29 protein-coding genes are annotated in these 26171 nt (G+C 43.4%); 2 read left to right on the top strand and 27 right to left on the bottom strand.

Annotated features, from left to right (window positions below; translation table 11 throughout):
- Positions 1 to 126 precede the first annotated feature (126 nt).
- The 17 genes from AB5Y61_RS02355 to AB5Y61_RS02275 all read right to left on the bottom strand — a co-directional run bounded on the left by AB5Y61_RS02355 (position 127) and on the right by AB5Y61_RS02275 (position 14956).
- Positions 127 to 1431 (bottom strand): sensor histidine kinase, encoded by a 1305-nt coding sequence (locus tag AB5Y61_RS02355; protein WP_368402989.1) that lies wholly within the window; start codon positions 1429 to 1431, stop codon positions 127 to 129.
- Between the two features lie 13 nt (positions 1432 to 1444).
- Positions 1445 to 2179 (bottom strand): response regulator transcription factor, encoded by a 735-nt coding sequence (locus tag AB5Y61_RS02350; RefSeq protein WP_368402987.1) that lies wholly within the window; start codon positions 2177 to 2179, stop codon positions 1445 to 1447.
- A 1004-nt stretch (positions 2180 to 3183) separates the two neighbouring features.
- On the bottom strand, positions 3184 to 4809 hold the full coding sequence (gene groL, locus AB5Y61_RS02345) for a chaperonin GroEL (protein WP_070465259.1): 1626 nt from the start codon (positions 4807 to 4809) through the stop codon (positions 3184 to 3186).
- A gap of 21 nt (positions 4810 to 4830) precedes the next feature.
- Positions 4831 to 5112 (bottom strand): co-chaperone GroES, encoded by a 282-nt coding sequence (groES, locus tag AB5Y61_RS02340; protein WP_041818410.1) that lies wholly within the window; start codon positions 5110 to 5112, stop codon positions 4831 to 4833.
- Between the two features lie 129 nt (positions 5113 to 5241).
- Entirely contained in the window at positions 5242 to 5535 is a 294-nt protein-coding gene (locus AB5Y61_RS02335; protein WP_003004348.1) for a hypothetical protein, read from the bottom strand.
- Between the two features lie 101 nt (positions 5536 to 5636).
- Positions 5637 to 6491: a PTS system mannose/fructose/sorbose family transporter subunit IID gene (locus AB5Y61_RS02330; protein ID WP_195423977.1), complete on the bottom strand. Its 855-nt coding sequence runs from the start codon at positions 6489 to 6491 to the stop codon at positions 5637 to 5639.
- On the bottom strand, positions 6475 to 7317 hold the full coding sequence (locus tag AB5Y61_RS02325; protein ID WP_049513889.1) for a PTS mannose/fructose/sorbose/N-acetylgalactosamine transporter subunit IIC: 843 nt from the start codon (positions 7315 to 7317) through the stop codon (positions 6475 to 6477). The genes AB5Y61_RS02330 and AB5Y61_RS02325 overlap by 17 nt, the downstream gene beginning before the upstream one ends.
- 56 nt (positions 7318 to 7373) lie before the next feature.
- Positions 7374 to 7868 (bottom strand): PTS system mannose/fructose/N-acetylgalactosamine-transporter subunit IIB, encoded by a 495-nt coding sequence (locus AB5Y61_RS02320; protein WP_000261775.1) that lies wholly within the window; start codon positions 7866 to 7868, stop codon positions 7374 to 7376.
- A gap of 14 nt (positions 7869 to 7882) precedes the next feature.
- A complete protein-coding gene (locus AB5Y61_RS02315) occupies positions 7883 to 8320 on the bottom strand; it encodes a PTS sugar transporter subunit IIA (protein ID WP_049499847.1) in 438 nt (145 codons plus the stop codon).
- Positions 8321 to 8460: 140 nt separating this feature from the next.
- On the bottom strand, positions 8461 to 9759 hold the full coding sequence (locus AB5Y61_RS02310) for an ABC transporter substrate-binding protein (RefSeq protein ID WP_368402986.1): 1299 nt from the start codon (positions 9757 to 9759) through the stop codon (positions 8461 to 8463).
- Entirely contained in the window at positions 9756 to 10439 is a 684-nt protein-coding gene (locus tag AB5Y61_RS02305; RefSeq protein WP_049496902.1) for a response regulator transcription factor, read from the bottom strand. Before AB5Y61_RS02305 ends, AB5Y61_RS02310 begins: the two co-directional genes overlap by 4 nt.
- 5 nt (positions 10440 to 10444) lie before the next feature.
- The gene (locus AB5Y61_RS02300; RefSeq protein ID WP_368402985.1) at positions 10445 to 11761 is read right to left on the bottom strand and encodes a sensor histidine kinase; all 1317 of its coding nucleotides are present in this window, start codon (positions 11759 to 11761) and stop codon (positions 10445 to 10447) included.
- Positions 11761 to 12744 carry a substrate-binding domain-containing protein gene (locus tag AB5Y61_RS02295; RefSeq protein ID WP_368402983.1) on the bottom strand — a complete coding sequence of 328 codons (984 nt, stop codon included), beginning with the start codon at positions 12742 to 12744 and terminating at the stop codon, positions 11761 to 11763. The genes AB5Y61_RS02300 and AB5Y61_RS02295 overlap by 1 nt, the downstream gene beginning before the upstream one ends.
- Before the next feature lie 188 nt (positions 12745 to 12932).
- Complete coding sequence (locus tag AB5Y61_RS02290; RefSeq protein WP_003004675.1) at positions 12933 to 13328, bottom strand: single-stranded DNA-binding protein; 396 nt, start codon at positions 13326 to 13328, stop codon at positions 12933 to 12935.
- Between the two features lie 387 nt (positions 13329 to 13715).
- Positions 13716 to 14342 (bottom strand): YtpR family tRNA-binding protein, encoded by a 627-nt coding sequence (gene ytpR, locus AB5Y61_RS02285; protein WP_368402982.1) that lies wholly within the window; start codon positions 14340 to 14342, stop codon positions 13716 to 13718.
- Between the two features lie 9 nt (positions 14343 to 14351).
- A complete protein-coding gene (locus AB5Y61_RS02280) occupies positions 14352 to 14669 on the bottom strand; it encodes a thioredoxin family protein (RefSeq protein WP_013904499.1) in 318 nt (105 codons plus the stop codon).
- A complete protein-coding gene (locus tag AB5Y61_RS02275; RefSeq protein WP_150905154.1) occupies positions 14666 to 14956 on the bottom strand; it encodes a DUF4651 domain-containing protein in 291 nt (96 codons plus the stop codon). Before AB5Y61_RS02275 ends, AB5Y61_RS02280 begins: the two co-directional genes overlap by 4 nt.
- Before the next feature lie 143 nt (positions 14957 to 15099).
- Between AB5Y61_RS02275 and pepA the strand changes: the two genes are divergently transcribed.
- On the top strand, positions 15100 to 16164 hold the full coding sequence (gene pepA, locus AB5Y61_RS02270; protein WP_156672036.1) for a glutamyl aminopeptidase: 1065 nt from the start codon (positions 15100 to 15102) through the stop codon (positions 16162 to 16164).
- A gap of 244 nt (positions 16165 to 16408) precedes the next feature.
- Positions 16409 to 17893, top strand: a complete 1485-nt coding sequence (locus tag AB5Y61_RS02265; RefSeq protein WP_368402979.1) for a DUF1846 domain-containing protein — start codon at positions 16409 to 16411, stop codon at positions 17891 to 17893.
- Between the two features lie 337 nt (positions 17894 to 18230).
- Here the strand turns inward: AB5Y61_RS02265 and folK are convergent, their stop codons facing one another.
- From folK to comGE, 10 genes are all read right to left on the bottom strand, one after another.
- Entirely contained in the window at positions 18231 to 19040 is an 810-nt protein-coding gene (gene folK, locus AB5Y61_RS02260) for a 2-amino-4-hydroxy-6-hydroxymethyldihydropteridine diphosphokinase (RefSeq protein ID WP_368402978.1), read from the bottom strand.
- 25 nt (positions 19041 to 19065) lie between these two features.
- The gene (gene folE / locus AB5Y61_RS02255) at positions 19066 to 19620 is read right to left on the bottom strand and encodes a GTP cyclohydrolase I FolE (protein ID WP_031572633.1); all 555 of its coding nucleotides are present in this window, start codon (positions 19618 to 19620) and stop codon (positions 19066 to 19068) included.
- Between the two features lie 8 nt (positions 19621 to 19628).
- Positions 19629 to 20939, bottom strand: a complete 1311-nt coding sequence (locus AB5Y61_RS02250; RefSeq protein WP_368402977.1) for a folylpolyglutamate synthase/dihydrofolate synthase family protein — start codon at positions 20937 to 20939, stop codon at positions 19629 to 19631.
- On the bottom strand, positions 20940 to 21890 hold the full coding sequence (folP, locus tag AB5Y61_RS02245; RefSeq protein WP_368402975.1) for a dihydropteroate synthase: 951 nt from the start codon (positions 21888 to 21890) through the stop codon (positions 20940 to 20942).
- A gap of 162 nt (positions 21891 to 22052) precedes the next feature.
- Complete coding sequence (locus tag AB5Y61_RS02240) at positions 22053 to 22784, bottom strand: CPBP family intramembrane glutamic endopeptidase (protein ID WP_368402974.1); 732 nt, start codon at positions 22782 to 22784, stop codon at positions 22053 to 22055.
- A 71-nt stretch (positions 22785 to 22855) separates the two neighbouring features.
- Entirely contained in the window at positions 22856 to 24049 is a 1194-nt protein-coding gene (locus tag AB5Y61_RS02235) for an acetate kinase (protein ID WP_368402972.1), read from the bottom strand.
- 51 nt (positions 24050 to 24100) lie between these two features.
- The gene (locus AB5Y61_RS02230; RefSeq protein WP_368402971.1) at positions 24101 to 25054 is read right to left on the bottom strand and encodes a class I SAM-dependent methyltransferase; all 954 of its coding nucleotides are present in this window, start codon (positions 25052 to 25054) and stop codon (positions 24101 to 24103) included.
- Between the two features lie 30 nt (positions 25055 to 25084).
- The gene (gene comGG, locus AB5Y61_RS02225; protein WP_439145108.1) at positions 25085 to 25543 is read right to left on the bottom strand and encodes a competence type IV pilus minor pilin ComGG; all 459 of its coding nucleotides are present in this window, start codon (positions 25541 to 25543) and stop codon (positions 25085 to 25087) included.
- Positions 25509 to 25961, bottom strand: coding sequence for a competence type IV pilus minor pilin ComGF (comGF, locus tag AB5Y61_RS02220; protein ID WP_368402968.1), 453 nt, complete (start codon positions 25959 to 25961; stop codon positions 25509 to 25511). The genes comGG and comGF overlap by 35 nt, the downstream gene beginning before the upstream one ends.
- Entirely contained in the window at positions 25951 to 26163 is a 213-nt protein-coding gene (gene comGE, locus AB5Y61_RS02215; protein ID WP_439145105.1) for a competence type IV pilus minor pilin ComGE, read from the bottom strand. The genes comGF and comGE overlap by 11 nt, the downstream gene beginning before the upstream one ends.
- Positions 26164 to 26171 lie beyond the last annotated feature (8 nt).

Below are 26171 nucleotides of genomic sequence, written 5' to 3'. Positions count from 1 at the left end.
CAGTGGTTGAGTGGGCTCTACTACGCTGATTTCATCAGCTTTTACAGCCCTACTCAACTGTGCGGAGGTGGGACGACGAAATCGAATTCTAACGAATGACTGATTTCTGTCCCACTCTCTCTTCTATTATTCCTTCCAAAAGGTCAAGCTCTGGGTAAATCGGTAGTTTGAACTCTTGGTAGACACTGTCGTTTTGGGATATTTTTCCAGTAATTGTTGGATCTTGTACAAGCCAAGACCGCGGCCATCTCCTTTACTTGAGTAGTCCTTTTCAAAAATTCTCGCCAGATCGATTTTTTCAGCTTTTGTACTATTTTCAACTATTAAGATGAGGGAGTTTTCCTCCTGAAGCATGGCAAGAGTCAGCTGTGGGTTATCTGATTCAAGACTCGCTTCGATAGCATTGTCACAAAGGATGGATAAGAAGGTGATGAAATCTAAAACCTCGATGAATAAATCACGAACAGGTTCATCGATCTCGACAGAGATCCCAATCCCTTTATTTTGAGCCTCCAATAATTTTGCGGACAGAACACTTTTTACAGCTGGATTTTCAATGTGACTGAGTTTGGCAATATCAAACTTACTATCGTAAAATTGTTGGCCACTCTCTCGAAGAACGTTCTCATAGACTTCCCTGATCCCCTTGAGATCTTCATGCTCAATACTTAACTTGAGACTGGTTAAAATATTCAGGTAATCATGACGAAAGGCACGAATCTCCCCATAGAGCATTTCGACGTGTTGACTATAGGTGGCTAACTCCTGCAGTTGCCTATCTTTTTGCTCTAGAATCTCTTGTTTCAATCGTTCTTTGGACACTGCATTGAAATACAAGAGCATCATAAAAAATAAGATCAAATAAATACTATTTAAATGTTCCCGTAAAGCATCTGCATGCGGAATAGCATCCTCAAAAACCACCAGACCTACAACACTGACTAAATACACAAACATAGAAAGATCCATTGGAAGTAAGAAACGATTAAAATACTGCCGTTGAAACCCTACTTTTAAATCTGTAAAATCTAGTTTTAACAATCTAGTGAGCCCTAAATAGACAGGAAAGACCAGCAATTCAAGTAGAGCATCATACCAGCTGACAGATGCCTCATGAACAAGTACAATCCCTAGCATTGGAAAGACATAAAAGGCTAAGAGACGCCCAATGAGACTCTCCATGACAACCGGGTAGAGCCCATAAAAAATGTTCAAAAGGTGTCGTATGTTACGATTTCGATAGAAACTATAGGCAATAAATACTAAGAAATAGCCAAAAAAGCCTACCGGTGGCACAAGGGTAAAGACGACTGCAAAGAAGAAGGGGCACAAAAAGAGCCAGCGCCAAGCGAACTCTTGTCTACTGATATGACGATAGATCAGCATACTGACGAAGAACTTTAAGTAATATATGAGAAAATCTAACAGCAATTCTTTCTCCCTTCTATTTTTTCAAAGCTTCCAGTAAGCCTCTGTACTTGGTCCGTGAGATCAAGCAATTGTCCCCATTTTCAAAAAAAGCTTTCTTGTCTTCTTTATCAATCTTCGTAATATTTTGTGGATTCACCACAAAGGAGCGGTGGCACCGATACAAGCGAGGAGCTGCTTTTTCGATATCGGCAATACTAGCGTAAAATTCCAAGCGCTCATCCTGGGTATGTAAAATGACCTTGTGAATAGTTGGAGACGTTTCAACATACAAAATCTTATTAAAGGGAACTTGTACACGCGCCATCGCACTCTCAAATGTAAAAGCATCTTGCGCAATCGTGGTCCCAGCTTGCTCCAAGGTATAGTCAATGGCCGAGTCGATTCTTTTTCTGAACTCTTCCTCACCCAGCGTTTTATCGATAAAATCCAAGGCGGCTACTTTGTACTGAAAGGTAATGGGCATGAATTCAGAGTGAGTGGTGACAAAGACAATGGTCGCATGGGGGTCTTTCTTACGAATCTCTTTTGCAATCTCCAGACCTTTTTTCTCCTCACCTTTAATCTCGATATCTAAAAAGAATAGGTGATGAGCGCCTCTCTCTGTGATAGCATCTAGCAACTGGCTTGATTTCCCAAACACTTCTGGCGCTTTGCATTGCAAGGACTTCTGAGCGATAAGTTCCTGCAAGACCGATTCGATTCGTGATTGCTGGATCCACTCATCTTCTAACACAAAAATCTTCAACAAAGTCTTCACTCCTTCCCCTCGACGAATATGTTCTATTTTACCATAAATAATAGCTGCTGAGCCACTCTTTCAAAGTAGACTCAAAAGGCATTCTATCTTTTCTCCTTAACAAGAAAAAACTCTCCCGGAGGAATCCGGAAGAGCTTGCGCAAGGGGAATTTGAAAAATATTTTTTAATATGAAAAAGGTCGATAAAATCTACACTATGTTCAAACTCTCATTTTACTAACAGCGATATTACGATCAAGTTTTATTGTCAATAGACATGTATGTGGGAAGTTCTCCCCTTGCAACAATGTAGACCTGTGATCTACTCTTAATAGTATACACTAGAATTATTACAAAATCAGTTAATTTGTATTGCAATTTGTTGGCAAATACTTCTCCACCAAAAAATACCACAAACGCTTGACTCCCAAGTATTTACACAAGTCCTCTTTAACTAGTATTTATCATTTCTGTTACAAAATTTAAAATAAAAATATTATTCCATAACAAATGAAATTCCCAAAGTACGATAAAAAGGGAGCGGGACAGAACGAGTTTATGAAAAAACTCGTTCGTTGTCTCGCCCCCGCAAGGCTGATTAGAGCTCTTCCGAGTTTAAGAAGCGAAGGGAGATTTAGGGAACTTGCTTCGCAAGTCCTATCCGCCACCTCAAAGCAGTGCTTTGAGCAATCAGCTACTGCATCATTTAACTCACCCTATGATTGGTCGCGAAGATTAGAAAGATTCTTCCACTCCCTTTACGCTAGTAAGATGATTAGGTAGACCGCAACATAGCGGCTGGCGTCAAATGATGAGAGGCAAACCTCAATCGTGTACCAGTTACGACAGAAAATAAAGAAGGCCGATCTTGCCTTCTTTGTTTTACATAGGTTACGACGTGAAAAGGGAGGAACGATATTTTCCTCCCTTTGAGCTAGTAAGATGATTAGGTAGACCGTAACATAGCGGATACCGTCCAATGATTCGGTGCTTTAGCACCAATCATTGGTATCAGGTTACATCATCCCACCCATCATGCTTGGATCCATTCCTGGTCCTGCTGGGGCTGCTGGTTCTGGTTTGTTGGCTACGACTGCTTCAGTTGTTAAAATGAGGCTAGCAACAGAAGCTGCGTTTTGAAGGGCTGAACGGCTCACCTTCACTGGGTCGATGATTCCTGCATCAATCATATTCACCCATTCACCTGTTGCAGCATTGAAACCTGTTCCGACTTCGGCATTTTTCAAGCGATCAATCACAATGGATCCTTCGTAACCGGCATTGTGGGCAATTTGGCGCACTGGCTCTTCCAAAGCACGAAGAACGATATTGCGTCCGGTCGCTTCATCTCCTTCCAATTCAAGGGCTGCGACTGCAGAGATAACATTGACAAGAGCTGTACCACCTCCGGCAACGATCCCTTCTTCAACGGCTGCACGAGTCGCATTAAGAGCATCTTCGATACGGAGTTTCATTTCTTTCAATTCTGTTTCTGTTGCAGCACCAACCTTGATCACGGCAACACCACCAGACAATTTGGCTAGGCGTTCTTGTAATTTTTCACGGTCAAATTCAGAGGTTGTGGTTTCGATTTGTGACTTGATAACAGCAACACGGTTAGCGATGGCTTCTGGGTTACCAGAACCTTCGACAATGACGGTACTGTCTTTATCGACTGAAACTTTAGCTGCTTGACCAAGCGCTTCAATGGTTGCATCTTTCAATTCCAAACCAAGATCGTCTGTAATGACTGTACCACCTGTGAGAATCGCAATATCTTCAAGCATGGCTTTGCGGCGATCTCCAAATCCTGGTGCCTTAACAGCTACAACATTAAAGGTACCACGGATCTTGTTCAAGACAAGTGTTGGAAGAGCTTCGCCATCGACATCATCTGCGATGATCAAGAGTGGACGGTTGCTTTGAAGAATGCTTTCCAATAATGGCAAGATTTCTTGGATGTTAGAGATCTTTTTATCAGTGATCAAAATGTATGGATTTTCAAGATCAGCTACCATTTTTTCATTGTCAGTGACCATGTATTGTGAAAGGTAACCACGGTCAAACTGCATGCCTTCAACAACTTCTAGTTCTGTCTCCATTCCACGAGACTCTTCAATGGTGATGACCCCATCTTTGCCAACTTTTTCCATGGCTTCAGAGATGTACTCACCGACTTTTTCAGAACGAGAAGACACGGCAGCTACTTGAGCAATGGCTTCCTTGCTTGATACTGGAATCGCATTGTTTTTCAAAGCTTCTACTGCTGTTACAACAGCGGTCTCGATCCCACGGCGGATGCCAATTGGATTAGCACCTGCAGTGACGTTTTTGATCCCTTCACGCACAATCGCTTGGGTCAAGACTGTTGCAGTTGTTGTACCGTCACCTGCGATATCGTTGGTCTTAGAAGCCACTTCTGACACCAATTTGGCACCCATATTTTCAAAATGGTCTTCTAATTCGATTTCTTTTGCGATGGTCACCCCATCATTTGTGATCAAGGGAGAACCAAATGATTTTTCAAGAACCACATTGCGTCCTTTAGGGCCCAACGTAACTTTCACTGTATCTGCTAAGACATCGACACCACGGACCATTGCAGAACGTGCATCAGATGAAAATTTAATATCTTTTGCCATTTCTCTTACCTCTTTCTTCTCTTACTCTACAATTGCAAGAATGTTTGATGTTCCAACGATGGTGTAGGTTTCTTCCCCATCTTTAACTTCAATTCCTGCATGGCTTTCAACCAAAACTTGATCTCCTGCTTTTACAGCTGGGGCGATGAGTTCACCACTTAGGGTACGCACACCTTCACCAACGGCCACTACTTCAGCTGTTTTTGTATCGGCCTTGCTCGCACCTGCGAGGACAAACCCTCCAACAGTCTGTTCTTTTTCTTCTACTTTTAAGACAACACGGTCTCCTAATGGTTTTAACATGTTCATTCCTCCATACGTGTTTTTAGCACTCTCTATACACAAGTGCCAACTTATGTTTCTATTGTATCACTTGGTCAGAAATAGTCAAGAAAAAAACACCTCAAAAATAAATGAGATGCTTCTAAAATTTCAATTTAAAATTGTCAATTTTTGATTGAAATCATCGATCACTTTTTGAAGATTGATCCGCCCGCGGTAGATGCCATATCCAAAAACAATCATGCCTAAAATTCCAACCAAGGCTAGTAAAATCCCGAGGATCAAGAGCGGGAGGAAACTTTTGTGAAAGAGATAGATCAAGACCACACCAATACTGGCAATGATAAAGAGTAAGCTAAACCAACGACCAAGGTTTTCAAGCATGTGACGTTGGTACTTGATTTCTGTTTCATATCCATTGACAAGTTCTTGTTTTGTAACCATGGGATTCCTCCTGATAAAAATTGAGAATGAAGTGTAAGTAAAGGAGGTCCATTCACTTCATTCTCAAAAACTCCTACTAGCAAATTCGTTTTTTCTTTACCTTAGTATTTAAGATGTGGATCAAAGATACCAAGAGCGACACCGATCAAAGCAACTACAACGAGAAGCAACATGACTTTGTTTGGTGAAATTTTTTTCTTAGACATCAACCACCAGCAAAGAGTGATGACGGCCGCTGTCAAGAGACCTGGATAAACACCATCGATCTTTTCTTGGATGTTCAAGAAGACTTTTCCTTCAGAATTCTTGAATTGAAGGGCTGTTGTAACAGATACCCAAGTAGCTGCTACGGCACCGATAACCATACCACCGACAACGCTGATCGCTTTACGAAGAGCTTGTCCTTTTGGTCCTACAAGGAATTCAACGGCTTTATCCCCTAATTGGTAACCTTTGAAGAAGGCAAAGCGCATACCAAAGTAAACCAAGAGGTTCCATACGACGATGTAGAAGAGAGCACCAGCGATGTTCCCACCCTTAGAAAGGCCAAGGGCAATCCCTAAAAGAACAGGAATCAAGGTACCAACGACCAATGAGTCACCAATACCAGCGATTGGTCCCATCAAACCGGCACGCATACCGTTGATGGTTTCGCCATCTACTGCATCTCCGTTTGCACGCGCTTCTTCCAAACCAGCTGTGATCCCTACAACAAGAGATCCAAGTTGTGGTTCAGTGTTGAAGAAGGCCGTATAGGTTTGCATCGCATCTTTTTGTTCTTCTTTGGTGTCATACATTTCTTCTACGATTGGAAGCATAGAAGTCAAATACCCGAAGGTTTGCATATGTTCTTGAGAGAAACAAGTCAAATGACCATAATACCAATGATGGAATGCTTTTGCTAATGTTTTCTTTGAAATTTTCTTTCTATCAGCCATTTTAAATATCCTCCTCATCATCGTCTAGGTCCACCACTCCGGCTGGAGCAGCTTTCATCGATTTGATCACTTCAAGTTCATAGTAGATTACTGCAAAGATTAATGAAACAACGGCACTAGCTACCAAGTTTAAACCGAGAGATTTCGCCAAGGTAAATCCAACAAAGAATGGAATAAAGTCAGTTGCTTCTGTAACAATTTGTTTCAACAAGATGGCAATACCGACACATGGGAGGAGAGCACCGACTGTAAAGAGGGCTTTCATCCAGTAACCATCCATAGGAAGGTATTGTTTCATCAAATCAACCATGTTTTCACCATATTTGGTGATAATCATTGTTGGAAGGAAAGAGAAGAGGAAGTGAGAGATCCAAGGGTAAACCCAGTCAACTGCGTAGAGTTTTTTGAAGTTTCCTTCTGCAACGGCTTTCCAACCAATATGTTGCCATACCAAGTTCATAGTAGCGGTACCGTAGAAAAGAACGGTACCGATGGTCCCAACGGCTGCACCGATTGGTGCTGCAGCTGCGGCGATTCCAGCTTCATCTGTGATGTTATTGGCATGCACAAACAAGATAGCAAGAGGAATTCCGATATAAGAGATAGCCCGCACATCGGCAGATACGGTACCACCAGGTGTTACCAAGGCGATATAAACGACTTGAAGGGCAACCCCAACCATAATACCAGTTGTCACATCTCCAAGAATTAAACCTGAAATCAACCCACCGATCAAGGGACGACCGAGTGTATAGTTCCCGATACTGGTACCTCCCATACCAGGCATTGAAGACAAGCTGGCGAAAATACCAAGCAAGATTGCTTGAATCCATGAAATTGTCATAACAAACGCTCCTTTTGTTTGTAAATTTATTTACCTAACAGATAAGACTGTCGGGTTTAAAAACCAAATTTTGATTTGAAATCATCCCAATAACCGATGGAAACATCTGGCAACAACTGGAATTTCACCTTGTAGCCTGCTGCTTGAATAGCTTGGAAAGCTTCTGCTTCTTCCTGAGTGATGGATTGGTTATTTCCCAATTTTACAGCACCCGGACGATCATTTGCAGGGCCAACGATGATTTCTTTGACATCACCTGGGACAAAGCCTTGGTCGACCAAAATTTCCTTCATATCGATGGGATTCTTGGTGATCAAGAAATAACGACTATCTGATTCCGTTACTTTTGCTGATTTCTCTTTAAAGGCTTCCTTTGTCCATACAAAGGTTTTCTTGTCGGATGCGCCTTTGTAAGCTTGAATCAAAACCTTGTTTGATGCTGCTGCATCGTTTACGGCAATCAAACCATCACATGGTTTTTCCTTTGCCCAGCGTGTGACTGTTTGACCGTGAATCATGCGGTCATCAATCCGTACAAATGTTACTACCATAAGGTACCTCCCTATTAAATATCGTCATCATCTTCTTCAGCACTAGTGGCTGAAACTTCAAAAGGCTGTAGTGCAGATCGTGCTTCTGATAAGATGGTGGCTGACAAATCGTCTCCATCCAACACATCCTTCATCACAACTGCCGTCAAGGCCATGGTGAGGTTCATCCCACCAAGGATCAAGGCTCCATCGAGCTTTCCAGCTTCTTCTAGAACCGTGGCTGCAGTGGTTAATGGACTACCCCCTACAATATCTGCCAAAACCAAAACAGAATCATCAGCTGTCAATCCTGAAATGCTCTCTCTGAAATCAACTGCGAAGTCATCGACTGATTTTCCTTCTTTGAGTCCAACTGCGATGACCTGATCCAACTTGTCACCAGCAAACATGGCTAGTGATGTTTTTAGACCTTCTGCCAGTCCACCATGACTGACCAAAATGAGGTATTTCATTTTGCTACGCCTCCTTTATTTGACTCTATTGTAGACTATTTGAAAGCGCTTTTACATTGTCAAATGTCACATTCCCAATATGACATTTAGCAATAAAAAAATGACATCTGTCACTTGACAAAATGCCATCTTATTTTACTCTAAACTCCTACCTGTAGACTACTTTCAATCTCCCTCTGAATTTGAGGCAAGCGGTTCTCGACATCTTGATCGCGCAAAGCATTGCCAATCAAGTAGTCCAGCTTTTCTAATACCTCTTTTGAGACATTTTTCGGACTACTTTCAACAGCTTGTTCCATGATGCGGTTCAAGGTCTGATTGGTCAGGGAATCCGTTCCAAAATCATCTACCTGCAGGAGGTCTTTACTAGAGCGACTCTTGACGACCTGTGGCATGACGGAGATCCCTTGGGATTGGGCAAAGAGGGTTTGTTGAATTTCTGGATCCTCTGTCAAAACTTGCATCAACTCCCAAGCTAACTTGGAATGAGAACTTCGAGATGACATAGCAAAAGAAGTTGTCGTGACTAAGGTCGCCTTGGTAGTTTTTGACTTAGCAGGCATCGGGATGCAGGTCCAGGTAAAGTTTGAATATTTAGAAACATGGTAGGGATACGGTTTATAGGTCCGATATTGGGCCAAGGTCATGGGATAAAAGGCGACTTTCCCCTGGTCAAAATCTTTAGAGCTCACCTTGTAATTTTTATTTAGATCTTCCAATTTTTGAAGAAAAGTCAAAGACTCTTTGACTTCTGGAGCTGTCAGCTTGAGCATCCCTCCTTGGAAAAGATGACCTCCATTTGCCGCCAAGGCTTCTTTCCAGGTGTATTCTGTACTCCCAAATTGGTCCAATTGCCCATCCCCATTGGTATCTTTGGTTAGTTTCTTGCAAATCGTATAGAACTCTTCAAGGGTCCAACCTTCTTTGGGAATCGCGATGCCTTCTTTATCCAAGAGATCTTTATTGACACACATCAAAATCGGATTGCTTTCATAAGGTAAGGCATAGGTTTGTCCCTGATAGACACCCGATTCAAAGGCAACGGGATAAAAGGCAGCTTGGTCTTTTCGATCCATATAGCCGTTTAACTTTTCTAGCACCCCACGCGCCGCTAATAAGGAAAGATCTTGCTCAGAGACCATAAACACATCTGGCGTCTTTCCTGAGACAATCTTTTCAGAGAGCCAGTCTGAATAATCTGACTGCGGGATCCCATTTTCATACTCCACACGAACGTGGGGATGAGACTTTTCAAATTTTTCAATCGCACGATCCAAGGCATGGGGACGTTGACTGGTCGGCACATCCCAACTAGAACCTGCATACACGCCAATATGAAGCACGGTCGGTTGCTGTTTCCACCAATAAAAACCCACGCTCGCACAGAGCACAACAAGGAGACCAAGCCCCCAACAAAGATGCTTTCGCTTCAATTTCATTCTGTATTTCCTTTAGAAAAATCACGTCTGGTCACTCCAGTTTGGACTGACCAGATCGCTAATTGCGTTCGATCTCTTAGGTTTAATTTCGCCAAAATCGTTGATAAGTAATTGCGCACGGTTCCTTCTGACAAGAAGAGTTTGGCCGCAATTTCTTTATTGGACTCCCCATAGCCAACTTCTTGGATAATGCGCCATTCTGTTGTGCTCAAATCCTTGACATTGTCCTCATCCACAGCAATAGAGAAGTTGGATTTGGCCATTTGTGAGAAAATTTGAAAGACTTTACTAGCGATATTCGGGTTGATCATGGCTCCGCCCTGATACACCACCTTAATCGCTTCATAAAGCTCGTCTGTCGAGGCTCCCTTTAAGAGATAGCCTGAAGCACCATACTTGAGCGCACTATAGATAAACTCATCATCATCAAAAGTTGTCAAAATAATAATTTTGATATCCGGATAGTGCTCTTTGACTTCTTTTGTCGCCAAGACCCCATCCATACCTGGCATCCGAATATCCATTAAGATCAGGTCAGGATGTGTCTGCGGAATGCTAGACAAGACGTGGTTCCCGTCTTCCACCGTGGCCACCACTTCGATATCGGGGTGGGCTGACAAAATTATTTTCAGAGATTCTCGAATCAAGGCCTGGTCATCTGCCACCATTACTTTTATCACCATCTCTATCTCCCTTCTTTATATTTCGGTAAACTGACGCGCGTGAAAAATCCATCGCGGCTTTCAAATTGAAGTTGTCCTCCTAGGATGGAAATACGTTCCATCATCTGCTTGAGCCCATATCCGTAGGTCAAGGTTTCAAACCCAACCCCATTGTCCTGCAACTCGATCAGGTAATCTTCTTCATTCTCAAAAAAATGAAGGCTCATCTGACTGGCATGACCGTGGCGAACCGCATTGGTCATAGACTCTTGGATCACACGAAAGATCGTATCTTCAATCATGACGTCCATATCGACATCGACCCATTCATAGTGTAAATCAACCTGCAAGTTGGAAAGCGTCTGGTACTCGCGGATCATCTTTTCTAAAGCATCTTTGAGGGTTCGTCCCTCAAGGGCACCTGGACGGAGGCGGTTGAGAGAGCCTCTCACATCCTGGATTCCTTCACGGACAACTTCTGATACGCTTTTCACCTGCTCTTTTGCCCGATTGGGATCGATATCAATCAAGACCCCAACAGCATCTAAGCCTGCCGAGATCCCTGTTAGCGCGTGCCCTAAGGTATCGTGAATTTCCCGAGCAATCCGCTTACGTTCCCGATCTTCTGCAATCTTCTCAGACAAGGCCATATAGTTGTTCAACTCTGTATTGACCTTCGAAACCATGGCCAACTCTTCTTCCACTTCGTGGTTTTCCGCAAGAACATTCATAATATAGAACAAAAGCGAAATAATGAAGAGTACCATATTCAAGGCATAGAGGGAATTCTTCAAGAAAAAGGCCAGAATCCGAATGGAGGCAGGATAAAAATGAATATAGACATCAAGAGAAGGTATCGGAAGAAAAAGCGAAAAGACGTCTGAATTGGTCACAAGAAGCATCAAGAAACTCACTAGGATAAACGCAAACCAATACTTGCGGTCTCGCTTGGTATTCAACTCTTTGGAACCATAGAAGATATCTGCAAAAACCAATAGAATAAGCCCGTTATAAGCTACATTTTGGACCCACATCAAGAGCAACATCAGGAGGATCTCCAGAATGTTCCACTTATCAAAAATGGACCATCGACTCGTTTGAGACCGGTAACGACTCATGGAGATCAAGGCAATTCCAGCAAATAAGAGCGCAGACAACCAAAAAGTTGTAGAGGGCGCAAAAGGAATACGCTCTAAGCGTTCTACTAATAGAGAAGCTTGCCTTTGGGCAATGATATAGTTGGTTGCTTGAAGATAGATGATACTGTTGAGCATAACAGCGATAAAATTCACGACCATCAGGATGGCCAAACTGTATCTCACACCTCTAAATTTTCTCATTACTGCCACCCATTCACATCAAAGTGATCGATGTTTTCCTTTGTCATCATTTGAACCGGAATGGTTATTTCTTTTTGGTAGCTCTTCCCAGCCGTCATATCTTGGATGACCTCCATCACGCGATCTCCCATCTTCAACGGAGACTGGGCAACGGTTCCCACGACATCATCTGTCGAGTGCAGCAAGGCTTTCATATCTGGTGAGCCATCAATCCCATAGATCGCAATAGGATGGGTGATTCCTTGCTCCTTGATCGCCGCTAAAGCTCCTATAGCCGAGCGGTCATTTAGGGCAACTAGTGTATCGACATCCACCCCTGACTGCAAGAACTTACGGACAGCGGGCATGGCGATCTCCGTCTGACCCTTGGTTTCTAGTTCCGAGATGATCTCATAAGACCCATGCCCTTTGATGGTATCCTTAAATCCCTGAATCCGCGTATCTGCTGAAACCGTCCCCTTGTGCTCCAAGAGAAGGATCCGAGCATTTGAAGAGCGTTTCATCAACTCTTTCGCAATCAAGACTCCTGCCTGGTAGTTATCAGAGACAATGCTGGCATCCGGCTTAAAATGCTTGAGCTGGGTATCAACTGCAATGATCTTAATTCCTTGTTTTCTAGCTTTTTTAAGAGCCCTTAAAATGGGCTGACTATCCCCTTTGACCGGATTAATCACAATCACATTTACCTTTTGGGCGCAAAAATCATCGATCTGCTGGCTCTGCCTTTTTTCGTCCAATTCTGGATCTCGGACATAGACAAGAGCCCCTTTCTCATCGGCAATTCGACTTATTTCCGAATGAATACTTTTATAGAACTCATTGTTCATGGTCATATAGGTGACACCGATCTTGGTCTGATCCTTGATGCTACTGGTTTGACAAACGGCATAGATCCACAAGAGGATGCAGGTCAATGGAATCACCAGTAGAACCCGTTTTATCAGCCATTTTAACAGTTCTTTTCTTTCTTCTCTCCCCTTCAAACTCCGTTCCTTTTCTGAAAATTTTGAATATATATTACTTTATTTTACTACTTTTTCAAGAAAAGTGCTTGTTTTTATTGTACAGATGCATTTATTTGATTCATTTTAAAAAGAGTCATTCCCGAATAAAATCCCTCATAAGTATCAAAAAAGCTAGTCTATGGACGAACTAGCTTTCTTTTTTACTTCTAAAAGGGAAGATCTTCCTCTTCTAAGATAATATCAGCCAAATCTCCTGTTCCACCATTTTCACGCATAGCCCGCTGAGCCCGGCTCTCTAGCAACTGAAAACTTTGGCAAAGGACCTCTGTCACATACTGCATGACGCCATTTTTCTCGTAGCGGCGCGTCCGAATCTCTCCATCCAAAGAGATCAAACTCCCTTTACTGGCATAACTAGCCATGGTTTCAGCCAATTTCCCCCAGACAACGACATTGACAAAATCAGTCTCTCGCTCCCCGTTTTGGTCCTTGTAGCGACGATTGACCGCAACGGTCACTCGGGCAACGGATTTGTCTGTGCTGGTTTTATGCAATTCTGGAGCCGCTACTAGGCGACCGATTAAAATAACTTTATTATACATCATTTACCTCCTATCTATTTATTCGAAAAAATTTCAAAAAATGGAGGTGGCAAACCAAAATCAAAAAAATCTAGGATTCAAAAAATCCTAGATTTAGAATGTAGACAAACTACTTTAAAGTAAAATAAGTTAAGCGATTTTGCAAAAAAATAAAAATTAGTTCCAATTTTTAAATCGATTCAAGAAAATACCGAAACTTTCCGCTGTGAGAAAAGTGCCTGAAACAATAACGTTTCAGGCACTCGGGAGTTTTGAGACCCTAGGCTCAAAACTAAGTCTTGGAACTTCGAAGAAGTTCGCTGACGTCCGTACTCACCTAAGGAAAGTTTTTTATATGGCTTTGTCTTCAATCTGAATCTAGGATTCAAAACATCCTAGATTCTTTCCTTATTCATGCCAGTGACGAGCAGGATCAAATGGTGTTCCTGCTACTTCTGCGTCATCCAATTCAATAATGCCTCGTTTTTGAGGAGCATTTGGCAAGTGCAATTCGCGAGGACTGCACATCATGCCATAGCTTTTTTCTCCACGAAGAGCTCCTGGGAAAATCAAGCTGCCATCCGGCATCATGGCACCTGGAAGAGCAACAATGGTCTTGAGACCCACCCGCGCATTTGGAGCCCCTGCTACGATCTGAACCGTCTTATCTGCCCCAACTGCTACTTGGCAGATATTCAAGTGGTCACTATCTGGATGGGCCACCATTTCAAGGATTTCTCCCACCACAAATTTTGGTTCCCGATCATTGACCAAGCGTTCTGAAAAACCTTCTCTTTCCAATTCTTGGTTCAAACGATCCACTTGCTCATCTGTCAAAAAGACTTGGCCATTGCCTTCGATGGCGAAGAAAGATGAGGCGTCAAAAATATTCCAGGCAACGGTATCTTGGTTGTCCTCACGGTAAACGCGAGCTACTTTTCCTTTTCTCTCCACCGCGAGCTTTGCTTCTCCACTATTTTTCAAGGTCAGCATCAATACATCGCCGACTTGTTCTTTGTTGTATGTTACAATCATGTTCTTCTCCTATTTTAATCCTGCTAAGAATGCTGTAATCTGGGCTTTAGTTTTCCGATCCCGATTGACAAACCGTCCGATTTCCTTATCCTTTTCAAGTACCACCAAACTAGGGATCCCATAAACATCCCAGACTTTCGCCAGATCCATATAGGCATCTCGGTCAATTAAGATAAAGGTAAATTCGGGATTTTCAGCCTCAATCTCCGGCAAAAAAGGCTTGAGATAACGACAATCCCCACACCAGTCGGCTGAAAAGACAAAGACTTTCTTGCCCTCTTGCTCTACATAAGAAGCAATTTCTTCTAGAGAATTTGGTGTAATCATAGTTTTTCCTCTTCGTACTGCAAAAGACCATCCTCATAGACAAAGCGGTAATGGCGCTCATCTTCAAAAATGACGCCTCCTACTAAACGCTCTTCACTAGACTCGTAGAGTTCCACATACAAGGTCGCAATCGTCCCCATAGCTTCCATTTGTTCCCGTACTTCTGCTACTAACTCTTCTTGAGTACGGAGACGCTTTTGATCTTTGGCAATTTTATAAACACCGGCCGCAAGAGCTCCTGCACTTGCTACAGCCAGACTAGACAAAATAATTTTTTTAGCTTTCATAGTGCCTATTGTAACACAAAATAAGCAGAGGGACAATGGTCTAGGCTGGATCTCCTCCTTCAGTTTTTCGAGACCGATTTCTATAATAACGCTACCATCCTTGTAGAAAAAGTGATAAAATAGCATCAGAAAGAAGGTAACCTATGACTGATTTATTTTCTAAAATCAAAGAAGTAACTGAAATCCCTGCCATCTCAGGTCATGAAGGTCCTGTACGGGATTATTTGCGCCAACAATTGACCCCTCATGTGGACGAAATCGTGACAGATGGTCTCGGTGGGATCTTTGGGGTCAAACACTCAACAGCTGCTGACGCTCCTCGTATCTTAGTAGCTGCCCACATGGACGAAGTTGGTTTTATGATTAGCGAAATCAAAGCTGACGGAACTTTCCGTGTTGTTCCAATCGGAGGTTGGAATCCGATGGTCGTCAGCGGCCAACGCTTCAAACTCTTTACACGTGATGGACGTGAATACCCTGCTATTTCCGGATCTGTTCCTCCACATTTGACACGTGGTACAGGTGGGCCAACCGTACCTGCCATTAGCGACATCGTCTTTGATGCAGGCTTTAGTTCTAAAGCAGAAGCTGAGAGCTATGGCATCCGTCCTGGAGATACCTTGGTCCCAGATAGCTCTGCAATTCTCACTGCTAATGGTAAAAACGTCATTTCTAAAGCATGGGATAACCGCTACGGCGTCTTGATGGTCAGCGAATTAGCCAAGAGTCTTTCTGGACAAGCCTTAAACAACGAACTCTATGTAGGGGCTAACGTTCAAGAAGAAGTAGGACTTCGTGGTGCCCACACCTCAACTACTAAATTTGATCCTGAAATCTTCCTTGCTGTAGACTGTTCACCAGCAGCGGATGTTTTTGGGGACCAGGGCGCGATTGGTGAAGGAACACTGCTTCGCTTCTACGATCCAGGTCACATCATGCTACCAAATATGAAAGACTTCTTACTCACAACTGCTGAGGAAGCGGGCATTAAATTCCAATACTATTGTGCCAAAGGTGGTACCGATGCAGGTGCAGCACACTTGAAGAACGGTGGAGTCCCATCAACAACCATTGGTGTCTGTGCACGTTACATCCACTCTCATCAAACCCTCTATGCCATGGATGATTTCTTGCAAGCGCAAGCCTTCTTGCAAGCATTGGTTAAGAAATTGGATCGCTCTACAGTTGATTTAATCAAACACTATTAAACAAAGCCTATCTGAAGCCCCGTAAGGGGCTTTTTTAGGAGGGAAACAAGGTTCTCTTGGAAACTTTCCACCGTGAGTAACCATTGAGCTCTTTGGCATCCACACTTCCCTATGGAAAGTATCTTAGAATATTTTATCTTCCATCGCTTTTCTGATATAATATGAAAGAATGAAATGGTAGGGAACTGAACACTCATCCTTGATTCTGTGTAGCAGGCCCTTTCCTTATATACAGGAGTTTTACATGAAAAAACAAGCTTTTAGTTCTGAAAAGTATTTGAACTTGCAACGTGACCACATTATTGAGCGGATCAATCAATTCGATGGCAAGCTCTACCTTGAATTTGGTGGTAAGATGTTAGAAGACTTCCACGCTGCTCGTGTCCTCCCTGGATACGAACCAGACAATAAGATCAAGCTGCTCCAAGAATTGCGCGACCAGGTGGAAATTGTCATTGCCATCAACGCCAACAACATTGAGCACTCAAAAGCCCGTGGAGACCTAGGAATTTCTTATGACCAAGAAGTGCTACGCTTGATCGACAAATTCAATGAATTAGGGATCTTTGTAGGATCTGTCGTGATCACCCAATATGCTGGACAAGCTGCAGCAGACGCCTTTCGCAAACAACTGTACAAGAGCGGGATCGCCTCTTATCTCCACTATCCGATCAAGGGCTATCCGACCGATATGGACCATATCATCTCTCCTGAGGGGATGGGGAAAAATGACTACATCAAGACTAGCCGCAATTTGGTCGTTGTGACAGCTCCTGGACCTGGTTCTGGTAAGCTCGCAACTTGTATGTCCAATATGTACCATGACCAATTAAATGGAATCAAATCTGGTTATGCTAAGTTTGAAACCTTCCCAGTTTGGAATCTTCCTTTGCACCATCCAGTCAACTTGGCTTATGAAGCAGCGACTGCCGATCTAGACGATGTCAATATGATCGATCCCTTCCACCTCCAAACCTACGGGGAAACAACGGTCAACTACAACCGCGATATTGAAATCTTTCCTGTCTTGAAGCGCATGTTGGAACGCATCCTAGGAACCTCACCTTATGCTTCTCCAACAGATATGGGCGTCAACATGGTTGGCTTTGCCATTGTGGACAATGACGCTGCGATTGAAGCTTCCCAACAAGAAATTATCCGTCGCTACTACCAAACCATCTTAGATGTCAAAGCAGAGCGTGTCGGTGAAGGGGCTGTGAAGAAAATTGAGCTCTTGATGAATGATTTGGGGATTACGCCAAATGATCGGAAAGTGACCGTCCTTGCCCGCCAAAAAGAAGAAGAAACAGGGGAGCCAGCCTTGGCCCTTGAATTGCCAAACGGCGAGATGGTAACCGGAAAAACGTCTGATCTCTTTGGCCCAACCGCAGCCCTCTTAATCAATGCGATTAAGAAATTAGCGCATATTGACAAAGAAACCAAATTGATTGAGCCAGAATACGTGCAACCCATCCAAGGCCTGAAGATCAATCATTTGGGTAGCCGCAACCCTCGTCTTCACTCGAACGAGATCCTCATTGCCCTTGCCATTACGGCTATGACTAATGAAGACGCTAAGCTTGCTATGCAAGAATTAGGCAAGTTGAAAGGCAGCGAAGCCCATTCAACCGTGATGCTGACAGACGAAGACAAGAACGTCCTTCGCAAGCTCGGTATCAACGTCACCATGGATCCTGTCTACCAATACGATCGCTTATATCGTAAATAAACTCAGACAAACAAAAACAATCCCTGCTCTAGGAATTGTTCAGATTGAAGACAAAGTCTTCTTAAAAAACTTTCCTTAGGTGAGTACGGACGTCAGCGAACTTCTATGAAGTTCCATGACTAATTATTGAGCCTAAGGTCTCAATAATTCCGAGTGCCTGAAACTGAGTCGTTTCAGGCACTTTTCTCACGGCGGAAAGTTTCAGAATATGATTGAATAACTATAACGAGTATAATTTTTAAAGAATTGATTAAATTTTATTAAAGATTCGTTTCTCTACGCTCTCAACAATCCCTCGAACAGGGATTGTTTTTTATTATGATGCAAAGAAGAGAGACTATTTGACAGCCTCCCATAATTGGCGAATGGGCTTTCTTTGAACAGGGTCCACAAAATGAGGAGCAATTTCATTCAAAGACTCTAGGACAAAGGCACGTTCTGCCACATAAGGATGCGGCAAGATCAAGCTAGGACTGTAACAAATGGTGTCCTCCATATAGAGCAGATCTAGATCGATCACACGTGGCCCCCACTTGATATCACGGACACGCCCCATTTCCTGCTCAATGGCAAGTAAGGTTTCTAGTAAATCCTCTGGGGTCATCCAGGTTTCAACCTCTGCCACTTGATTCAAAAAGGTGTCTTGCTCCACTCCTCCCCAAGGTTCTGTTTCAATCCTTGTGGATGTTTGAAGAAGATGAATGCCTCGACCCTTGATTTTTTCTAGCGCCGTCTCTAGTTGCAGTTGTTTATCTCCCATATTGGTACCAAGGCCAATAAAGGCTCGTTTTTTCTCTCGTTCGATTGTCACCGAACAAGTCTCGAGTGGCAAGGGAACAGGAGCCCAAGGTTTTTTCAACTCCAGACGAACTTTTTCTACAAAGGCATAGCTTTCGAAAATCTTTTGCACCAATTGAAAGGCAACCGTTTCAATCAGATCGATCTTTTCTGCCTGCATCCACTCGGTCAACTGTTCCGCCAAGATCCCATAATGGATCGAAGCTTCCAAATCACCTGTGCGGGCAGCACGGGTCATCTCATAATCCACCCATAGGTCTAGGACAAAGCGTTGTCCCAATTCTTTTTCTGCTGGAAAAACACCATGATAGGCGTATACCTCTAAGTCCTTGATCCGTAATTGATCCACTCTCTTCACCTCTTATAGCCAGCCATTAGTGGCCCATGAGTTTATAGGCTTCATTTTTCAAGTCTTTATCTGTCGCAAGCAGTCCACGTGCAGCAGTTGTCACTGTTGCAGTCCCAGGTTTACGGACACCACGCATGTTCATACACATATGCTCTGCTTCTACCCAGACAAGGGCACCTTGCGCTCCAAGATATTCCATCAAGGCATCTGCAATTTCTACCGTCAATCGTTCCTGAATCTGTGGTTTTTTAGCATAAACTTCGACCGTACGAGCCAGTTTTGAAAGCCCAGCCACACGGCCATTTGGAATGTAGGCAATGTGCACTTTTCCATAAAACGGTAAAAAGTGATGCTCACACATGGAATGGAAGAAAATATCCTTCTCAACCACCATATTGTTATCAATGATTTCAAATGATTTAGACAGGTGCTCTTCTGCCGTCTGTCCTAGTCCTGAAAAGATTTCTTGGTACATCTTTGCAATGCGGGACGGGGTTTCTTGAAGCCCTTCACGGTTCTCATCTTCACCGACTGCCTCGATGATCATTTTTACTGCTTCTTCAATTTTCTTTGTATCCATATCATCTCCTAGTTGGATTTTTCTGTTTTTAATAAATAAGGTCGTACCTGACTAAGGAAATAGAGCGATCCTGTTACAATGAGGAGCTCATCATCTCCAGTTTGCCAGTTTTGTAGAAATTCTCGCCAGTTGACTTCCTCAAGCTGATGGTTTTTTGCAGCAGCTATCATTTCATCTTGAGAATAGGCTCTTGGGTCCTCAAAGGTCGTGAGGATCAAGCGACTATTTCCCAGTTCTTGCCACTGCTTCAGCATCTCTTCCAAGGCTTTGGTCCGGATGCAGGTAAAAAGAATGGTCTTTTTTTGACTCGGGAACAGTTCTCGAAGACTTGCGATCAAAGGCGCAACGGCATGGGGGTTATGGGCCCCATCTAGCAAGATCATGGGATTTTGCGAGACCACTTCCATCCGACCAGGCCAGACAACCTGACGCAAAGCCTTATCTACCAACTCTTTTGACAAGAGTTCACGCCCTTCTCTTTCAAAAAGTACATCACAGATACTGATAGCAAGAGCTGCATTTCTAGCCTGGTGATGACCTAAGAGCGCTACTTGATAGGGAGCCTTTTCTCTTTTGGAACTGTGATAAGAAAAGGATTGGCCCGATAGGCAAGAGGCTTCTAGCTCAACTTGGTAATCTCTGTCATAGGCTGTTATCGGTGCCTGCTCTTGAATCGCAATGCCTTCAATGACTTGGCTAGCTTCTACTTCTAATTTCCCTAGAACCAGAGGAATTCCTGGCTTAATGATACCTGCCTTTTCACGGGCAATGGAAGCCAGATCTGGCCCAAGAAGGGCGACATGATCCAAGCCAATCGATGTGATCGCAGTCAGAACGGGCTGGCAGACGTTGGTACTGTCTAGTCGTCCCCCCATACCGACTTCCATAATCACATAATCCAGCTCCTCATGAGCAAAATAATCATAGGCGATCGCCGTCATCACTTCAAATTCCGTCAAACCTTGAAAGATGTCTCTTGATTCTTCAGCTTCCAAGAGCTGTTGGTAGCTATCCAGGTAGGTTTGCAGATCTTGATCGGAAATGGCTTCGCCATTAATGGTGATTTGGTCATTGTAATGGATCAGATAAGGAGAGGTAAAGACTCCAACGCGTAAACCTGCCTGTCTCAAGAGTTGGGACAAGGTAGCAATGGTAGAGCCTTTGCCATTGGTCCCCGCAATATGAATGACCCGACAGTCTAGGTGAGGATTTCCTCTCAACGCCAAGAGAGCTTCCATGCGCTCCAAGCCAAAATGTGGATCCTGCGAACGATAGGCTTCTAGCCAACGAAGATCCAACTGATGTTCTTTCTTCTTCATTTACTTGTATTGTTTCAAATTAGTATCTGCTGCCTCTTGGGCTTGGAAAATGGCTTGGCCCAGACTGGCTGCCATCTTGTGTAGGGGAATATCATGCACCCGCACCACTTCGACTCCTTGACTAGCTGCAATACTCGTCAAATGGCTCGAAGCCAGGTCCCGATTCCAAAAACCAGTCTCCGTTGCAGGATCTGTCTCAAATCCGGCTTCTTCAATAATATTGACCACAAAACGTTTGCGGGAGACCCCTAGAAAGATCGGATACCCCTTTTGGTGGATGGTTTCAAGCTCTTGTAACAAGAGCAAATTCTCGCGCTTGGTCAAACCAAAGCCGATCCCAGGATCCAGCATGATCCGTTCCGTCTGGACACCGGCTTCTTTTGCGACTGCAAGCGAGCGGTCAAAGAAGGTCCACATCACGTCTTGAATCGGTTCTTGAGCCATTGTTTGAAGCTCTGCTTCTGTAAAAGCTGGTTCGAAACCAAAAGTTGGAAAAATAGTGGAACTTGGATGATGCGGTCTTGCCATCACTGGATTAAACATGAGAACTGCGCTGGCTTCATGCTCTGCAACCACAGTAGCCATCTTAGAATCCCCAAGAAAACCAGTAATATCATTGACAATATCGGCTCCAGCTTCCAGCGCTGCCGCCGCCACCTGGGACTTCCAGGTATCCACTGAGATCAAGATATCACTTTCTTTCCGGATAGCTTTAATCACTGGAACCACGCGGTCAATCTCTTCTTGGATCTCCACATAATGACTTCCTGGTCTGGTTGATTCTCCCCCGATATCGAGGATCTGAGCCCCTTCTTGGATCAGTTTTCTCGCCTGTTGCAAGGCTGCATCCACACTCGTATACTTACCCCCATCAGAAAATGAATCCGGAGTGACATTTAAGATCCCACAAAGAAGTGTCCCTTGGCCATTCAGCCATTTTTTATCAATCATTTTCGTTCTCCATCAATTCCTTTCCAACAGCATGATTGCGAACAAAAGAGGCTAGAACAAATGTTCTAAACCTCTGAGTTCATTCTCCATACGGATTTCTCATTTTTTCTGACCTTCTATACGATGGTTCTGTAGCAAAACTCATTGGTATCTACCATTTTATCATAATTTATCACGGAAGAAAACTCTCGATACCGGTAATAGACAAAGGAGGAACACAGCTGGATAATAATAAGCCAGGGCATTCAAGGTCATATGAAGACAGATGCTATACTCGATCCGCTTGTAGCGATAAGCCACCCAAGTTAAGATCAAGGACATGCCTCCGTAAGCTACCCATTCCCCCAAGGTACTCGGTCCATGCAAGTAAGTGAAAAAGAGAGCTCCAGCTAGGTAACCGATCGGTTCTGCTCCTCGAAAGATCAAACGAGGGATGATGGCCCGACAGAGCAGCTCTTCTAGAATCGGAGCGACAAGGATCACGACCATTCCCATAGCAAGAAAAGGAGCATGAGATTGCAGTTCATTTAGAGCTGCTTGATTTGCCGTCGTACCACCTGCCTCTTGTTTCAACAAGGGATAGGCGAGCAGGTTATTAGCCATCAACAAGAGAAGAAAAAGAAAATTTCTCCCCAGAGCCGGCCAGGTAATAACCCGAACATCTAAGTTCTCCAGAGGGCTCATCTTGATGATTCTATAAAAAGCAAAGAGCACCACCACTGTAGCTAAGGCTGTAAAAACAGTAACCGACTCCGCATTCACTCCTTCTTGAAGGGAATAAACCATGGTGATGAGGGGAAATTGGGAGAGAAAGAATAAGGGCACAAAAAGCAGGAGCCAGAGAGCATTCTTACATAATGGGTGCTCTCGAACAAAAGACTGTATTTTTTTCAATGGACAACCTCTTTCTCGTATAAAATAAGAAGGTCGGGGCTTTCGCCTCCAGCCTTCTTACTTTATTTCATTTACTGATTTTTAAAACGTTCAACGTCACGCGCAATCACCAACTCTTCATCAGTTGGAATGACTAATACCTTGACACGCGAATCATCTGTAGAAATATCTCCAACAACTCCAAAGACGTTCTTTTCAGGGTCGACCTTGCAGCCAAACCAGCTGATGCCATTGATAATAGAAGAGCGAACGTTTACTGCATTTTCACCGATTCCTGCTGTAAAGATGATGGCATCTGCACCATTCAAGACAGCCAAGTATTGACCGATGTATTTTTGCAAGCGATCGATAAAGATATCGTAAGCCAATTTAGCTTTTTCATCCCCATTGTGCATCGCTGTATGAATATCACGCATATCACTAGAAGATTCTGAAACTCCAAGAAGTCCTGACTCACGGTTTAGAATGCGACTGATATCCTCAGGCGTTTTAAAATCTTCTGTATGTTCCATCAAGTAAGCAATGATCGCTGGATCAAGATCTCCTGTACGAGTTCCCATCATCACTCCACCAAGAGGGGTAAAGCCCATTGATGTATCGACAGAAATTCCCTTGTCAACTGCAGTGATCGACACACCGTTTCCGACGTGACAGGTGATCAATTTCAATTCTTCCAATGGTTTTCCAAGAAGTTTAGCAGCTTCTCCGGCTACATACTGATGGCTGGTTCCATGAGCACCGTATTTGCGGACCTTGTTCTCAGTATAATATTTGGTTGGAAGAGGATAGCGATAAGCTTTTTCCGGCATAGTTGTATGGAAAGAGGTGTCAAACACTACAACACTGGTAATATCTGGACAAATTTCTCTAAATGCTCGAATCCCATCTGCATTTGCAGGATTATGAAGAGGCGCCAACAAAGACAGCTCTTCCACTTTTTGTAGAACTTCATCATCCACTAAGGCAGAGTCTTTGAAATATTCTCCACCTGCAACAACACGATGACCAACTCCTGTAATCTCATCGTAGGATTTGATAATATCAAAACGGATCAAATCATCCAACAAAATTTTTACAGCTTGTGTATGGTTATGGATATCTAATACTTGTTTTTCAGAGCGTCCATCAAATTTAACAGTTGAAATAGAATCTTTCAAACCGATCCGTTCAATTAATCCTTTTGCAAGAACGACTTCTTCTGGCATTTGGTACAATTGCCATTTTAAACTAGAGCTTCCTGCATTAATTGAAATTGTTTTCGACATATATTCACCTCATTAAGCGTTTTCACATCCTCTATTATATCAGATATTTACTCAAATTTCACTATCCTTTAACCAGTTTTGGAAACTTTCTGTAAAATGAACCACCTGGTCTTGATCCTGGAGATCAGTAAACGGATAGACAAAGGGCTGAACAGACTCTTCTTCTTGTTTTCGTAGGACGAAAATCGTCTTAGCATAGGCTGGATTTGAAAAAAGAGACTCTGGCAAGGTCAGCATGGCAAGGAGTTGAGCCTTGTCTGTTAGCCAAGCTTTCAACAGATCACTCTGAGGGCTCGTCAAGAGGTTATTTGGAGCTAAAAAGATGGCTACTCCTTGAGGTTTCAGGTATTTCAAAGCCTGTTCCATCATGAGGTGATGGGCATAGGTATGGCCTTCGGAGCTCGCTACCTGATAGCGTTGTGCAATCGCATCATCTGGATAGTAACCAATAGGAAGATCACTAACGATCAAGTCACTTTCTTTCAACACTTGCGGACGCACCGCGTCGCCTTGTGCAAAGACAACGCTAGACTCCATCACATCTGCGATACTAGCAGATAGGTCAATCAAGAGATCATCCACTTCCAATCCTAAATAATCGTTCTTGAGACGGCTATTGTTGACAATGGTCTCAGCGAGATTTCCGGTCCCACTTCCCACTTCTAAGACATCCAGTTGGTCGCTTTTGGCCAACTGATCGATCAAAAATGTAATGATAAAACCAATCGCATCTGGGGTGAACTGGTGATTTGCTTGCAAAGGCTCTGTTTGAGCAGCTTTCATAAAAAGGAACTGGTAGGCTCTGCGCCATTCTTCCTTACTTAAACCTAGTTCTTTTAATTTTTGGCTATTATTTTTAACAATGTCTAGATCTGTCTTGCCCTCTAAATACATGGCATTTTGCTCAATCAAGGCGTCATAAAAGTTGGTCGACAATTCATTTTGAATACTTTGAGTGTTTTCCAATAGATAGGTATAGGCTTGTTCAATTTTTTCGAAATTCATGATTTCCTCCGCACCCTATCATACCAAAAATTAGTCTTTTTCGCTATTTTCTAATGGCTCCTTCGTCTCTTTTGGCGTCTCTTCAGAAGGCTTTTCGCTCCCTATCTGCTCTTTATCTTTCTGTGTCTTCTTCTTTTCTTTTTTGCTCTTTCTACTTTCTTTTTCTTCCCTTACAGGAAGAACAAACTCATAGCTTTCTCCACCCATCTTAGCCTGGGCATGAAGAAAACCAGGATCCTGCTGTAGCTGAACAACTCCAGACTTTAAGTGAATCTCTGATGCCTTCTCATCACCCTTTCCTTTTTCAAGAGCCAATTGTACCAAAGCATAGGCCCGAAGACGCTCTTGACTCGTCTTTAAGATCCGTTTTTCCGCGACCTGACGGTGGAGATAAAACTGAAGCAAAAGACTGAAAATCGCTGCCATCAAAAGGGCGTAGAGCAAGACACCAGCCTTAACTTTTTTCATTTTGCATCGCTGGTACCACATGGTAGACATACTCCCTTTCTAGACCTTCTTCAAAATTCAAACGCAAATGAATCAACTCTCCCTCCTGCCAAACCTGACTATAGTGAACACCTGAAATCATAGGCTGATAGCCCCTGCCCTTAGCATCTGTTTTTCGAATATCATCTCCTTTAGACTGGCCAATCGCAATTGGTTTTTGATCCTGAATCAAGTAGATATGGTTGTTCTCCACTTTTTCAAAATGACTCCGGTCCAATTCCACCTGCATTTGTTGCTGAAATAAGATCCATTCTTCCTGCTTTTGATGCGCTTGGTAGTCCAATTCAGCATGCAGGAGTTTAGTCAAGCCTTGAAAAACTAACACACCCCCACTGAGCACTAAGAGAGCAACTAAGGCTTCGAGCAAGGTAAAGGCCTTAACCCTTCCTTTATTCCACATGCAGTACCACCTTTCCTTGATGATAGACCGTGAGTTGATCGGCATCTTTTTCAACTTGAACCTGAATGCCATTAGCCTCCAGATGATTTTGCCCTGTCTGAAGCGCCATTTGAGCGACAGATAAGACCTCTACCTCATTGAAGTCCGCTAGTCGCTCCTTGCGCGAATGCCGGATCTCCCCTAATAATAGGGTCGTAATCATGGCAAATA

The organism is Streptococcus parasanguinis, assembly GCF_040908565.1.
Classification (GTDB): Bacteria; Bacillota; Bacilli; order Lactobacillales; family Streptococcaceae; genus Streptococcus; species Streptococcus parasanguinis_AC.
The sequence above is the reverse complement of the archived record's forward strand: the minus strand, read 5'-3'. Positions and strand labels throughout refer to the sequence as shown.

Bases quoted from the DNA above. Each gene is read 5' to 3' on its own strand.
- groL (WP_070465259.1), bottom strand. From the start codon at position 4,809: ATGGCAAAAGATATTAAATTTTCATCTGATGCACGTTCTGCAATGGTC.
- groES (WP_041818410.1), bottom strand. From the start codon at position 5,112: ATGTTAAAACCATTAGGAGACCGTGTTGTCTTAAAAGTAGAAGAAAAA.
- AB5Y61_RS02335 (WP_003004348.1), bottom strand. From the start codon at position 5,535: ATGGTTACAAAACAAGAACTTGTCAATGGATATGAAACAGAAATCAAG.
- AB5Y61_RS02330 (WP_195423977.1), bottom strand. From the start codon at position 6,491: ATGAGGAGGATATTTAAAATGGCTGATAGAAAGAAAATTTCAAAGAAA.
- AB5Y61_RS02325 (WP_049513889.1), bottom strand. From the start codon at position 7,317: ATGACAATTTCATGGATTCAAGCAATCTTGCTTGGTATTTTCGCCAGC.
- AB5Y61_RS02320 (WP_000261775.1), bottom strand. From the start codon at position 7,868: ATGGTAGTAACATTTGTACGGATTGATGACCGCATGATTCACGGTCAA.
- AB5Y61_RS02315 (WP_049499847.1), bottom strand. From the start codon at position 8,320: ATGAAATACCTCATTTTGGTCAGTCATGGTGGACTGGCAGAAGGTCTA.
- AB5Y61_RS02310 (WP_368402986.1), bottom strand. From the start codon at position 9,759: ATGAAATTGAAGCGAAAGCATCTTTGTTGGGGGCTTGGTCTCCTTGTT.
- AB5Y61_RS02300 (WP_368402985.1), bottom strand. From the start codon at position 11,761: ATGAGAAAATTTAGAGGTGTGAGATACAGTTTGGCCATCCTGATGGTC.
- AB5Y61_RS02290 (WP_003004675.1), bottom strand. From the start codon at position 13,328: ATGTATAATAAAGTTATTTTAATCGGTCGCCTAGTAGCGGCTCCAGAA.
- ytpR (WP_368402982.1), bottom strand. From the start codon at position 14,342: ATGATTGTAACATACAACAAAGAACAAGTCGGCGATGTATTGATGCTG.
- AB5Y61_RS02280 (WP_013904499.1), bottom strand. From the start codon at position 14,669: ATGATTACACCAAATTCTCTAGAAGAAATTGCTTCTTATGTAGAGCAA.
- AB5Y61_RS02275 (WP_150905154.1), bottom strand. From the start codon at position 14,956: ATGAAAGCTAAAAAAATTATTTTGTCTAGTCTGGCTGTAGCAAGTGCA.
- pepA (WP_156672036.1), top strand. From the start codon at position 15,100: ATGACTGATTTATTTTCTAAAATCAAAGAAGTAACTGAAATCCCTGCC.
- AB5Y61_RS02265 (WP_368402979.1), top strand. From the start codon at position 16,409: ATGAAAAAACAAGCTTTTAGTTCTGAAAAGTATTTGAACTTGCAACGT.
- folE (WP_031572633.1), bottom strand. From the start codon at position 19,620: ATGGATACAAAGAAAATTGAAGAAGCAGTAAAAATGATCATCGAGGCA.
- AB5Y61_RS02250 (WP_368402977.1), bottom strand. From the start codon at position 20,939: ATGAAGAAGAAAGAACATCAGTTGGATCTTCGTTGGCTAGAAGCCTAT.
- folP (WP_368402975.1), bottom strand. From the start codon at position 21,890: ATGATTGATAAAAAATGGCTGAATGGCCAAGGGACACTTCTTTGTGGG.
- AB5Y61_RS02235 (WP_368402972.1), bottom strand. From the start codon at position 24,049: ATGTCGAAAACAATTTCAATTAATGCAGGAAGCTCTAGTTTAAAATGG.
- AB5Y61_RS02230 (WP_368402971.1), bottom strand. From the start codon at position 25,054: ATGAATTTCGAAAAAATTGAACAAGCCTATACCTATCTATTGGAAAAC.
- comGG (WP_439145108.1), bottom strand. From the start codon at position 25,543: ATGTGGTACCAGCGATGCAAAATGAAAAAAGTTAAGGCTGGTGTCTTG.
- comGF (WP_368402968.1), bottom strand. From the start codon at position 25,961: ATGTGGAATAAAGGAAGGGTTAAGGCCTTTACCTTGCTCGAAGCCTTA.
- comGE (WP_439145105.1), bottom strand. From the start codon at position 26,163: ATGATTACGACCCTATTATTAGGGGAGATCCGGCATTCGCGCAAGGAG.